Consider the following 13636-nt stretch of genomic DNA (forward strand, 5'->3'; position numbering starts at 1 on the left):
ATTGATGATTATGGCCAGGTGTTCTCCCCTTTCTTCATTTTATCCCATATTTCCTGGTACATCTTCATATCACTTTCAGGAGATAATATCGTTCCTCTTTCCTGCCATTTTAAGGCATCTTCCCTGTGCCCCAGTTTATAAAGGAGATTAGCGTAAGCAGTCATGGTAACAGAGTTCTTTTCCATCTCTACGACCTGTTTCATCCATGCCAGCGCCTGATTAAGCAACACAGTATCACTGGTTCCGTTAAATACCTTTGTGGCCATACTGCTTATTTTAGCCGGTGAGAAGCTGGTACCTCCTTTTTTCAGGTAGTCAGTTAAGTTATCTGTCATAGGTTTCCAGTCGTGGCTCTTTTTAGCATCAGCTTCCTGTTCCAGGATGGCCAGGAATTGTTTACGGTTGGGATCGGGGATGGAAGTAGTATCTGCATCTTTAAGTGCTAACATAGGTATCAGCAGTTTGCTGCGTTCCTGTGCAACAAAAGGAGCATGTATCTGACGTAATGTAGCTAATGGAACTTTGATGATTTCACGATCGTAAGTCATCAGGCCATTCTCTTCTATTTCCACATCATAAGGCTCTGTGTAGATAGAACCGGAAAGACCTTCTGTTTCATAGACCTTCAGCCGTTTTACCATACCAGCATATTTATCGCTCATTTCTGAAGGAGTGATCTTTACGTATCCCCATCCGGCAGCAGCATTCCACTGATGGCCTTTTACGGGAACACCTACACCGCCCCATTCGCCCAGTACACGGGCTTTACCTGGCAAAGCAGGCGCAGTCCCGGGGCCGGGATAATCATGAATATCTGTAAGGTCGCTGTTCGCCCACTTCTCAGCAGGATTCTGAGGACCATCTGTACCATAGTTTTCACCTGTATGGCCATTGATCAAACGGGAATGATCCGTTTTCTGCAACCACTCCGTTAAGCGTGGCTGATCGTAAGTATACCAGCCTTCGTTAAATAATACCCAGCAGATAATGGAAGGGTAATTAAAGAGCTGTTGTACGTTAGCGGTGTTCTCTTCTTCAAAAGCTTTTTTAGCATCGGGTTGTAAGCTGGCGCAGGTAACCATATCCTGCCATACCAGCATACCCAGTTTATCTGCATGATAATACCATCTGGCAGGCTCTATCTTGATATGCTTGCGGATAGTATTAAAGCCCATGCCTTTTATCGCTGCAATATCAAATTGCAGCGCATCATCTGTAGGCGCAGTATAGATCCCATCAGGCCAAAAGCCCTGGTCTAATACGCCTAGATTATACGTGTATTTATCATTCAGGAAAATGCGCTCCTGTCCTTTAGGATCTTTTTTGATGGCTATCTTACGCATGCCGAAGTAAGAAGTGATCTGGTCTTCCGTAGTTCCTTTTTTCACAAGGCGGATGGAAAGATCATAGAGGAAAGGGTCTTCGGGACTCCAGAGATGCGCATTTTTTACAGGGAGTTTTAAGGTAGTATTAGCTGAGCCTTTTATACTGCTGACAGTTTTACTATTAGCGCTGGCTACAGCTTCTATGGTGTAATCACTGGCAGCACCCGTAGTGTTGACAGTAAGGGAAAGATAACCCCCATCCACTTCAGGGACCATCTTAAGAGAAGAGATATATACAGGCGGAACAGTTTCCAGCCATACGGTTTGCCAGATACCGGTGGTAGCTGTGTAACGGATACCCTGTGGTTTCAGTACCTGTTTCCCATGAGGATTAGGTCCCTGATCTGTAGGGTCGTATACACTTACAACCAGTTCGTTATCTCCGCTTTGCAGCAGGTCTGTGATATCGAAAGAGAAGTTCTGGTAGCCGCCGGTATGAGTACCTGCTTCCTTACCATTCACGAAAACGGTCGTTTGCCAGTCTACCGCCCCAAAGTGCAGCAGGATGCGCTGGTCGTTTTTAGTGTCTGGTTTAGAGAAGGTACGTTTGTACCAGAGACGCTGGGTAGGCAGTACAGGCTTTTTAACACCTGATAAAGAAGATTCAATGGCAAAGGGCACCAGGATCTGTCCATCGAACTGAGTGGGCTGAGCCGCATCTTTATCGGTAATGGCGTATTGCCAGAGGCCGTTCAGGTTTTGCCAGTCGGTACGCACCAGTTGAGGGCGTGGATATTCGGGCAGTACTTTATCCGGTGTAACATCTTTTGCCCAGCGGGTCTGTAATGGTGCGGGTTGGATCTGCCATTGGGCCTGTGTTTCAGACATATAGATGCAGAATACGAGTAGTAGTTTTACAAAACGTTTCATTAGAGCGTGCTGGTGGTTTTAATGCTGACGAATATAACGGCCGGGGGCAGTAGTATATTCGCAGTGAGATATAATTATCAGGGGTACATTGCAGAAGTAGGCAAAAGGTAACATCTTTTAAAAGTAATGTTCATTTTAGCACAGAAAAGTGTCCGTATTTGAACAGATGAGCATTTTATGAAATATTGTAATCCGCCATAGATGGGCTTCCTGCTATATGGCATCTGTTTTGAATATAGGGAGCATAACAATATCAGCCATGATCAAAAATTATCTTAAGATCGCATGGAGAAGCCTGGCCAGGAATAAGATGTATTCCCTGATCAATATCACCGGATTAACCGTAGGCATCGCCTGTTGTATCTTGATTACATTGTATGTAAAAGATGAATTATCATACGACCGTTATAATCAACATTATAATGAAACTTACCGGGTAGTACAGGCTTTCCGGAGCGCTAAAAACGTAAAGGAATTAGCGCCGCCTGCGCCGGAAGAGTTCCAGGTATGGGGTTGTGCTCCGCTGGCTCCTGCCATGAAAGCAGATTTTCCTGAAGTAGATAAGATCGCACAGTTTACCAGTCCAAGTACATACTTACTCCAATACAAGGATAAACACTTCCAGGAGAACGGTATCGTATTTGCCGATTCTTCCATGTTCGACATCTTCAGCTGGAAAATGATCTATGGAGATAAAACAACAGCCTTAAAAGGTGTTAATTCCATTGTACTCACTAAAAGTATTGCTGAAAAGTATTTCGGGAAGAGTAACCCTGTGGGGCAGATGTTGAAGGTAGATGATGGTAGCTCACTCATGGTAACCGGCGAAATGGAAGATATTCCTTCCAATTCTCATTTTACATTTAATGGCATGATCTCCATGAGTACTTTCAGGCGGGTGAGGCCAGAAGTGTTTGACGCCTGGGGATATGTTGACTTTTACACTTATTTTACTGTACGTAGGCATACAGATATAAACGCCATGCAGGCAAAGACTGCTGCATTTGTAGAACGTTATAATCCCGCTGGTGTGGATCATAGTTATGCCATTGCTTTTGAGCCATTAAAGAATGCTTATCTGCATTCAACAGCCAAGAGGCAACCCGGTGTAACCGGCAGTTTATCTAATGTATATATCTTCTCGCTGGTAGCTGTTTTTATCCTCTTCATTGCCTGCATCAATTTCATTAATCTCTCTACAGCCAGATCTATGGAAAGGGCAAAAGAGATAGGAGTAAGAAAGGCAGTGGGCGCACACCAGGAAGGACTCATGTTCCAATACCTCACAGAATCTGTATTGATTGCATTTTTAGCGACAATACTGGGAGTGGCATTAGCGATTTGTTTATTATCGGTGGTGCGTGAAATGGCAGGTAAGCCATTACCGTTTACAGCGCTGCTGTCCTGGAAGATGCTGCTGGCATTCCTTTTAGCACCCGTTTTAGTAGGTATTCCGGCGGGTATTTATCCTGCCTGGGTATTGGCGAGGTTTAAACCTGCGCTGGTGTTAAAGGGTAAGTTTCATTCATCCGGTAAAGGGATACAACTGAGACAGGGGTTAGTGATATTTCAGTTTAGTTTATCCATTGCATTAATTGCCTGTACTGCTATTGTATTCTCGCAACTGAATCATCTCAGATCCCATGACCTTGGTTTTCGCCAGGATCAGATGCTGGTGATAGACTATGGGGGCGATGGTAACATCAATAAAAATATTGAAGCGATAAAGGCTACACTGGCGCGTAATCCGGCAGTAACATCTATTACAGCTTCCAGGGCAGTACCGGGAGATTTCCTGCCCAATGCGACGACTATAATTGAAGCGCCTAATGGAGACAAGTTATCATTTGATCCTGGTATCTATGAAATAGACGCAGACTTTTTACCCGCTTACGAGGTGAAAATGGCAGCAGGCAGGGCTTATTCCAAAAGCTTCTCCACTGATTCGGAACAGGCCATCATCATTAATGAAGCAGCAGCAAAAATGTATGGATATGCGAATCCTGCAGATGTAATAGGTAAATCTTTTGATCAGTGGGGACGTAAAGGAACAGTGATTGGCGTAACGAAAGATTTTAATTATCAGTCGCTCCATAATAAAGTAGAACCGCTGACCATCAGGATGGCGCAGTTTTACTCTTTCAATAAATTATCCCTGCGTGTAAAATCCGAACATTTATCAAAGACAATTGCCGAACTGCAGAATACCTGGGCTACCATAGCGCCAACCCGGCCTTTCCTGTATGGCTTCATGGATAAGTCTTTTAATGAGCAGTACCAGAAGGATGAACGTTTTGGAGAGATCTTTATGACCTTCGGTTTTTTAACGATATTCATCGCCTGTCTTGGACTCTTTGGACTGGCTACTTATTCAACAGAAAAGAGATTAAAAGAAATCGGGGTGAGGAAAATCCTGGGAGCATCTGTAACAAACATTGTAACACTGTTATCCGGTGATTTTGTAAAGCTGGTGCTGATTGCTATCATTATTGCTACACCGATGGCCTGGTGGGGAATGAACAAGTGGCTGAACGACTTCGCCTATCGGGTGGCTATTCAATGGTGGATCTTTGGCGTAGCCGGAATGATAGCTATTGCCATTGCATTACTGACAGTAGGAGTACTGGCGCTAAAAGCCGCTACAGGTAATCCCGTGAAGTCTTTAAGAGCGGAATAATGATAAGAGGGTATATCAAAGTCTGATATACCCTCTTACTATATTAAAAATTTCTACATTTGCGTAAAGACACATCGTATTTATGCAAACCATTATCCTGGTAACCTTTTTTACCTTTATTGTACTCCGCCTGATCACAGTAGTATTATCTGCTATCAATGAAAAGAAATTAAAGAAGATAGGAGCCATTGAATATGGCAAGCCCAATTCAACTTTCCTGATCATTGCGCATTTTGGCTATTACTTTGCCTGCATATTTGAAGGCATACAAAGGGGTGCTTATTTTTATGATACCATCAGTTATACCGGATTAGGTATCTACATCTTCTCTATCGGAATGTTATATTACGTGATCTATTCTATCCGTCATGTATGGACGGTAAAACTGATCATCGCTCCACAAGCATACCACACTATCAATAAGTCACCCTTATTCAAATATGTTAGGCATCCTAATTACTTTCTCAATATTATTCCCGAACTGATCGGCATCGCGTTGTTTTTCCATGCATGGATAACACTGGTAGCAGGGATGATCATCTACCTGATCCCTTTAATTACCAGGATAAGGCAGGAGGAGGCTATTATGAAAGAAACTTTTGCCGGAGATTATTAAACTATAATTATAGGTCTTTCGTAGAGTGCTGTTATTGGGCATGTAGAGTATTTGTAGTAGCTGATTATTCACAATGTTAGTTTCCAATAACTATTTTTGAGGGATATCGTTACTAAAATTGAAAAGCCTCGTATAGATGAAACAGTACTTCGAATTTCAGGAAGACGCTTCTTCCAAATTCTGGGAGATAACCCTGGAGAATAACATTGTAAAGACCCGTTACGGAAAAATCGGAACGGAAGGTAAATCCACAGAAAAAGAATTTAGTGATGCTGCTGCAGCCAGTAAAGAATATGATAAACTGGTAAAGGAAAAGACCAAAAAGGGATACCAGGAAATTACACAGGAGAACACTCCATCTGCTGAAGCTCCCCGGGTACTTACCATGAAACAGGCAAAGGAACAATTTGACCTGAGCGGTTATGATCCTATGGGAGATATTGGTTATGATGCTGTATTGCTTTTTGATGGAGATACACATGTAGATAGTGATCTGCAGGAGTGGGCAAAGAAAATCACTGTTACCCTGGGAGATAAGGCCAAAGGAATGAACCTGTTCCTGATAAACGGAAACCTGACCGTAATAGGAGACCTTGATATCACCAGTCATCTGCTTGTATTGGGTAATGTTACATGTGATGTGCTGATGAGTTATGATGAGTGTATACACATCACCGGTGATGCGAACATTAAATATGCATTTGATGGAAACTATAACGATGGCAGTATCACAATTGAGGGAACAACCTATGTACCATATGTACTTAACTCTGATCATAGCTCAACCATCACTCCCGAAGGCGCTATCCTGATTAATTATTTCGGAGATTCTAATGACTTCTTTGATTATGATTACACAGAGCAGGATTTTGAAAGAATCATGGTGCCGGAAGTATTTGATGAGAAGATGCGTTTTAAACAGCATAAATTTGTCGAATTACTGAAAGAAGGGAAATCTCCTTTAAAGGAAGATGCACGCCCGGCGCGTCAGGTCCTTGAGGAGGAAATGGAACAGTTGGCTAAAGATGATAGTGGGGGAATTGAGGAAGTGGATATGACTGATAAACGGCTGAATAAGTTTCCACTATCAGTGACAGAGATTATTTCTCTCAAAAAGCTGATCCTGAATGATAATCCTATTAAAAGTATTCCTGCTGACATTGAGAAGCTGGTGAACCTGGAAGAATTGCAGCTGGAATCATGCTACCTGGAATCCCTGGATTTTAGGATAGAACAATTAAAGAAACTGAAAGTACTGAACATTTCCTCTAATTACGATTTACCTGTACCGGAAGGGATGGGTAAACTTGCATCGTTGAAGACGCTGAATATTGCCCGTAACGGATTTGAATGGCTGGAACCAATTGGTAGTTTAAAGAAACTGGAAGAACTGGATTGCTCTTATTCTACAGATGCTGCTCCTGTTGATTTTCCGGTGGTTATCACACAACTGACAGGGCTTAAAAAATTGTTCATTGGAAGTAATTCGGTAAGGACAATTCCGGAGAGTATACTACAGCTTGAGAACCTGGAAGAGTTAGACCTGGATTCCAGTTTATGTTACCTGGATGAATTACCTGATTTGTCAAAGTTGAAGAAACTGAAAATTCTGCATGCAGATGGTCAGAGATCTAATTCCACACGACCCTATCCTAAGCAGAGTTTGTTGCAATCATTCTTTAATATTCCCGGTCTGGAAGAATTATATATCGACAGGTTTGGAAAAGAGGAAGAAGCGTTTCTCAATAAAGATCAATTTGCTGAGATAGAGAAGAACCTGGCACATGATCCTGAAAGATTCAAGGCATTTGCAGATACAGTCAGCACCATTGTTCCCAACAGTATATATGGTGATGGCCGTAAAGGAATTACAAGACATGAGTTAACAGCCGCACACCTGGAAGGCATCTCAAAACTGAAGCATCTGAAAGTATTAAATCTTTCATTTAATGGTCTGATTAATCTTCCGGAAGAAATCTTCACTATGAAGAACCTGCAATTTTTAGATCTGCGCTATAATCGTCTTGCTACAGCAGAGCGTTTAAAGATCAGTAAAAATCTGCCGGGATGTACAATTGACTTCCGTGATAACCGTCCTGTAAGCGATGTTGCTGATGCGGAAGAAGTAAAGCAGTGGCAGATGATGAATATGCTGATGATGAGAGCAAATACTTTCATGGTGGCAAAGGATGATGCAAAGAGATTAGGCCATTCGTTGGTGGCATATGATCAGGTGTTGGAGCTTTTCCGTTCCGGTCAGGTGGTAGATGAGTATAATTTGTTGTATGCGAATTATGGTAAGGTCAATGCATATAATTACCTGCTTTCAAATCATGCAGCTACTTTTTCTCCTGCTGAATTACTGGAGAATAGACTTGCAGCTATTGATCAGGGACTGAAAACATTGGAGCTGGTTCCTGTTATCATCTGGCACTTTACAGATTTGGGTGCATTTCATAAAGACGTGACCCGCATTAGTGCCAATATGGTGGCCTGGCAGATGTACGAGATCTATGATAAAACAGAAGATCTGGAAAAAGCGCTGGATGTTATTGTTAAAGGAGTGGAATGCATATCGAATGAAGACCACTACTTTATTTATGATACAAAGGTCAGGATCCTGCTGAAACTTGGAAGAACAGAAGAAGCCTGGCAGATTGTAAAAAGAACATTAACGCTATCCCCGGATTTTAATGACTTTCAGGATCTTAAAAAAGATGAAAGGTATAAGAAATGGAAGAAAAAGAATAAATAAAACTATAACGTTCCTATATATTCATCGAGATCCACCTCTTTACCCAGGCCCAGTTTTAATTTGATGCGGTAACGCGCCATCAGGATACTTTTGGGAGCAATACCTAAACGCTGGGCAATTTCTTTATTGGTTAAGCCGATGGATATATAGGAACAATGTTTCAGGTCTAACCTGGACAATGTATTACCGGATTTCTCTTTCAGTTTCTCAAAGAACTCCGGATTGATATTGTCAAAGTCTGCTTTATAGTTAGCCAGTGTATCATCTATCCGTTTATTCTGATCAATGATCTGGTTGATCTGTTTCAGAACGTTGTCACCACCTTTATTCTCCTCAATCTTCTTTTGAACAGCCTGCAACAGCTCATCTTTTTGTTCCACCTGCAAACTACCGGCCAGCAGATCTCTCTGTAAGCGATCCTGCCGTTCCTGTAATAATTGCTGTTCTGCTATTAAACGCATGGCCTCTTCATCCTTTAATAGCACACGTAATTCAGCATCTTCTTTCTCTTTTTCCAGAAGTTGTTGCTGATGACGGGTAGCTTTTAACCGGAAGTGATAAGACCAGAAAAGGAACAACAATGCTATAGCGGCTGCTATTATCAGGAATATATAGAGGTAGTTGAGTTTTTTGTTGAGGGCGGCCGTTTGTTTAAGCGTTTTCAACGCTGCTTCATTCTTTTCTGATTGATATTGTGCATCTAAACGTTTGGTAATAGCCAGTTTTTCAGCATCGAATAATTCCTCATATTTTTTGTGATAGTTTTTATAGTATTTGAGAGCAGCAGTTTTATCGCCCTTTTTCTCAGCCAGGTTGGATAAGGCTATCATGAACTGCACCATGGTGTGGAGGTTACTAACACTATCAGCACGAAGCACAACTAATCCTGAATCTAATAAGGCCTCCGCTCTCTGGTAATTACCCCTTTCTATTTCAAGATCACTCATCATGCCATAACAGTTTGAAATAACATCGATGTGTTTGGTTTCCAGTCCTATTTTAAGGGCAATGTTGAGATAATGAAAAACGCTGTCTTTATAGCTGGCAGGAAAATAGGATTGGTACAGATTGGCGGTATTTAATGCAACGATAGCCATAGTACTCTGCAGAATGATCCGTTGTTTCTGTGCGTAATAGAGGTTGGTGGCTTTATGATTATGAAAAAGGGACGAATCCAGGAGTGCCGTATTTTTCTTGTTTCGCTTATAGGAGTAATGATAGTATGCGGCCATGCCCTGCTCGCTCATCAGCAGGTTATCAAAATCACCACTTTTCTCTGCTGCCTGCACAGCTAACAGTGCATATTTCTTTCTGGCAGGAAGGTCATCCCATTCGGAATAGATCCCTGCTATGTTATAATAAACACTGAACTGATAACTATAGGCATCAGTTCCTTCCAGGTACTTTAAGGCTTCCAGAGAGCTTTGCATAGACTCTTTGGGTTTTCCCAGCAGTGTTTCCAGCCAGGCTTTTTTAAACCATGCAAAACCTTTCATAGTTCTGCTGGTAGTTTTGCCGGCATACCACAAAGCACTGTCTGATACTATCTGGGCTTTGGGCATATTATCAGTCCTGTAATATAGATTTGTGAGGGTACCATAGGCAAAAACCCTGTATTGAGGATCTGGTAAAGTACGGCTCAGTTGTAAAGTTTGCAGGCCAATTTCCAGGGCCTTCTTTGCATCAGTTGTTGACAGGGCTTTTGCTAACAGCCCCATGGTCATCACGCGATTTTCTACGGATAAGTCCTTTTGTAATAATACAGTACTGAGTGAGTCGGTAATTCTCTGTGCTTGTGTAACTACAACCTGTGTACAGAATAATAGGATAAAAATGCTTATCCGGCTGATTTTTTGGCTCATGTGGCAAAGGTAATTATGAAAAAAAGTCAGGCTATTTCAACGTTCCGATATATTCATCCAGATCAACGTCTTTACCTAGTCCCAGTTTTAATTTGATGCGATAACGTGCCATCAGGATACTTTTGGGCGCAACGCCTAAACGCTGGGCGATCTCTTTATTGGTTAACCCGATGGATATATAGGAACAATGTTTCAGATCCAACCTGGACAATGTATCGCTCGATTTTTCTTTCAGTTTCTCAAAAAACTCAGGATGGATATTGTCGAAATCTGCTTTGTAAGTAGTTAAGGTTTCATCTATACGTTTATTCTGATCAATAATCTGATTGATCTGTTTCAGTACGTTGTTACCGTTTTTATTCTCTTCAATCTTCTTTTGAACGGCCTGCAATAGTTCATCTTTCTGTTCCACCTGCAAGCTGCCGGCCAGCAGATCTCTTTGTAAGCGTTCCTGGCGTTCCTGTAATAATTGTTGTTCTGCCATTAAACGCATAGCCTCTTCTTCCTTTAAGCGTGCGTGTAATTCAGCATCTTCTTTCTCTTTTGCCATCAGTTGTTGCTGGTGACGGGTGGCCTTTAGCCTGAAATGATAAGACCCGAAAAGGAACAATAATGCTATAATGGCTGCTATCGCCAGGGATATGTAGAGGTAGTTAAGTTTCCTGTTCAGGGCGGCTGTTTGTCTGAGTGTTTTCAGCGCCGCTTCATTTTTTTCCGATTGATATTGTGCTTCTAAACGTTTGGAAATAGCCATTTTTTCAGCATCGAATACTTCCTGGGATGTTTTGTAATACTCTTTATAGTATCTAAGTGCATTTACATAATCCCCTCTTTTCTCAGATATATTGGATAAGCTTTGCATGAAAGCTGATATCGTTCGTGTATACTTGGCACTGTCAGAAAGAAGTACACTCAGCCCCGTAGCTAATAAAGCTTCGGCTCTCTCATAGTTACCTGCTGCCATTTCATAATCACTCATTACACCATAGCAGCTTCCAACCACGGCAATCTGCCTGGTTTCCTGTCCTATTTTCAGCGCAATATCGAGATAATGAACAACGCTGTCTTTATAACTGGCTGGAAAATATCCCTGATACAGATTGGCGACATTCAATGCTACCACTGCCATGATATTACCGGAAATAAGCCGGTGCTGTTGCGCAAAATAGATGCTGATAACGTTACGGTTATAATAGAGGGCTGAATCCAGGAGGGCAGCATTTTCCCTGTTTTGCTTATAGCGGTAATGATAGTATGTTGCCATGGCTTGCTGACCATGGGCCATGTTATCAAAATTTCCGCTTTTCTCTGCAGCCTGCACACATAATTCTGCATATTTTCTTTCAGCAGGGAGATCCTCCCATTCGGCATAGGTCCCTGCTATATTATAATAAACAAAGGATTCATAATCATAGGCTCCGGTCCCTTCCAGGTATTTCAACGCTTCTAAGGCGCTGTTGATAGACTCTTTGCTTTTTCCCTGGAGGCTTTCCAGGAAAGCTTTTCTATACCATGCAATGCCTTTTATACGTCTGTTGGTAGTTTTAGCGGCATACCAGATTGCACTGTCCAGTGCCTCCTGTGCTTTCGGCATTTCTCGATGCTGCTGATACACAGATACCAGTATACTATAGATAAATGTTTTGTATTGAGGGTCTGATAAAGTATTGCTTAATTGTAAAGCTTGTTGACCAATTTTTAAAGCATTCTCAGTTTGAGTGAGCGATTTGGCTCTTGCCAGCATGCCCATAGTCATTACCCGATCTTCAAGGGGTAAGTTCTTTTGTGATAATATAGCACTTAGTGAGTCGGCAATGATCTGGCCCCGTGTAACTACAGATTGTATACAGAATAAAAGGATAAAGATGCCTATTCGATTGATTTTCTTACTCATGTGGCAAATGGATTGGCTGCAAATTTACAGTTGTAGGGTATTTGTAGTGAACATTTTATGCGCATGTAGAGCATTTGTAGTAGTTAATTATTCAAATTATAGGATTTCAGGGTCTATTTTTGATCATATATTAAAGATACAATTATATATATAAAGATTGAAACTCTGAATCCTATGTTTAAAACTGTAGAAGAAGCATCCCAAAGATGGATCACTGAAGGAAAAGCCTATAAAGACCAACTGAATAACTGGCTGGATATCATTTATATAGATAAAAAGCAGCCGGAAACACCCTGTCCGGAAGAAACCCGTAAGGATATGGGGGCATATGTACTGGAACAAATCATTGCTTTTAATGAGGCGGGAAAGCAGGAGGAACTCAGAAAGTTGTTTCCACCGGATAATGATCCAATGGACTGGAGAAATATAACTGTCTGCGTGAGTCAGGTAACAATATTACCTGATAACCGTTTGGTGGTAACCCTGGGAGAATGGCACCAGGAACGTTGGATGTATATAATTAAAGGTAACGACTACCAGATGCTGGATGACATTTTCATGTTTGGGAAGTCGGCCGACAAAAAATACTTCGCAAAAGTATATCCCGATAAAATAGAAGTTACAGAAGGCTGGGACGGCCCTGTGGTAAAAACGTTTGCTCCTCCTGCCACTTATGGAAAAACGGACATAACATTCAAAGATGGTCTGGGGGAATTAGACTTCTCAGGGCTTGATATTCATCATGTTATTATATTTCCTTCCGGCCAGCGGATTGGGCTGGCTACGGCCAAGGGCATTTTCGTGCTGGATGAAACAGGGGCCAAGTATATCGAAACAGAAGATAAGGAAGCAGAAGAAGAGAATTATACTTTCCGCTACGATTATCCTCATATAGATGTATCCCCGGATGAAAAATATATAATAGTGGGTTCCCAGTCTTCCAGTCATTTATTATTGGAAGAAATAGATGGGGTATGGACGACCGTGGCCACTGTAGAACCCCGTTCGTCTTATCCTAACCTGGCTAAGTTTAATTATAAACTAAAGGACGCCGGGGAAGAAAATGATGGGCCACAGGTATTGTTAAGCTCCTGTCATTTTGGAGGAAGTGCTTCTGTTAGCCTGCCCATTAAAAATCTTACACCTGACTTCTCCGCCTCTGCTTATGATGGTGACAATACACTCAATTATGTAGATACCCGGAAATGGGTGTTTTCTGCAGCTAACTATGGCTGGGGATATGGTCTGGGATGTAATGATGGCTATATCTGGTTTAAAGGATTTTATGGCTGGCACTATGGCTTTCTTTATATAGGTGGAACTGTGATGGATATTGATATTTCTGAAGACAGGATGACTATGGTTGCAGCAAGTTACAGCGGACAGGTAATTGTATATAGTTGTAAAGATCTTTTGTTTGGAGACAGCCTGTTCCGTTATGATGCCAACAGGGAGAGTAAAAGACCGGATGATTTTTCCATTACCAACACGGCTTACAAAGACGTAAAGAGATATTTGTTCTTTGGAGGACAGCATCCTAAGATCTGGTAAAATCCGATCTCCCAAAAATTAATCCA

Annotated in this window: 7 protein-coding genes; 4 read left to right on the forward strand and 3 right to left on the reverse strand. The window is 41.8% G+C overall.

Going from position 1 to position 13636, the window contains the following annotated elements; translation table 11 throughout:
- Nucleotides 1-8: 8 nt before the first annotated feature.
- Nucleotides 9-2255: a glycoside hydrolase family 2 protein gene (locus BMW86_RS20355; protein ID WP_089783788.1), complete on the reverse strand. Its 2247-nt coding sequence runs from the start codon at nt 2253-2255 to the stop codon at nt 9-11.
- A gap of 259 nt (nt 2256-2514) precedes the next feature.
- Between BMW86_RS20355 and BMW86_RS20360 the strand changes: the two genes are divergently transcribed.
- The 3 genes from BMW86_RS20360 to BMW86_RS20370 all read left to right on the forward strand — a co-directional run bounded on the left by BMW86_RS20360 (nt 2515) and on the right by BMW86_RS20370 (nt 8303).
- Nucleotides 2515-4932 (forward strand): ABC transporter permease, encoded by a 2418-nt coding sequence (locus BMW86_RS20360; protein WP_089783789.1) that lies wholly within the window; start codon nt 2515-2517, stop codon nt 4930-4932.
- An 82-nt stretch (nt 4933-5014) separates the two neighbouring features.
- On the forward strand, nt 5015-5548 hold the full coding sequence (locus BMW86_RS20365) for an isoprenylcysteine carboxyl methyltransferase family protein (protein ID WP_089783790.1): 534 nt from the start codon (nt 5015-5017) through the stop codon (nt 5546-5548).
- Between the two features lie 136 nt (nt 5549-5684).
- A complete protein-coding gene (locus BMW86_RS20370) occupies nt 5685-8303 on the forward strand; it encodes a leucine-rich repeat domain-containing protein (RefSeq protein WP_089783791.1) in 2619 nt (872 codons plus the stop codon).
- A 2-nt stretch (nt 8304-8305) separates the two neighbouring features.
- On the opposite strand, the gene BMW86_RS20375 is transcribed toward BMW86_RS20370, so the two are convergent.
- Both BMW86_RS20375 and BMW86_RS20380 read right to left on the reverse strand, forming a co-directional pair.
- Entirely contained in the window at nt 8306-10165 is a 1860-nt protein-coding gene (locus BMW86_RS20375) for a helix-turn-helix transcriptional regulator (RefSeq protein ID WP_089783792.1), read from the reverse strand.
- A gap of 31 nt (nt 10166-10196) precedes the next feature.
- Nucleotides 10197-12059: a helix-turn-helix transcriptional regulator gene (locus BMW86_RS20380; RefSeq protein ID WP_089783793.1), complete on the reverse strand. Its 1863-nt coding sequence runs from the start codon at nt 12057-12059 to the stop codon at nt 10197-10199.
- Nucleotides 12060-12233: 174 nt separating this feature from the next.
- On the opposite strand from BMW86_RS20380, the gene BMW86_RS20385 reads away from it, so the two are divergent.
- Nucleotides 12234-13610: a hypothetical protein gene (locus BMW86_RS20385; RefSeq protein ID WP_089783794.1), complete on the forward strand. Its 1377-nt coding sequence runs from the start codon at nt 12234-12236 to the stop codon at nt 13608-13610.
- Nucleotides 13611-13636 lie beyond the last annotated feature (26 nt).

The organism is Chitinophaga sp. YR573 (genome assembly GCF_900110995.1).
Classification (GTDB): domain Bacteria; phylum Bacteroidota; class Bacteroidia; order Chitinophagales; family Chitinophagaceae; genus Chitinophaga.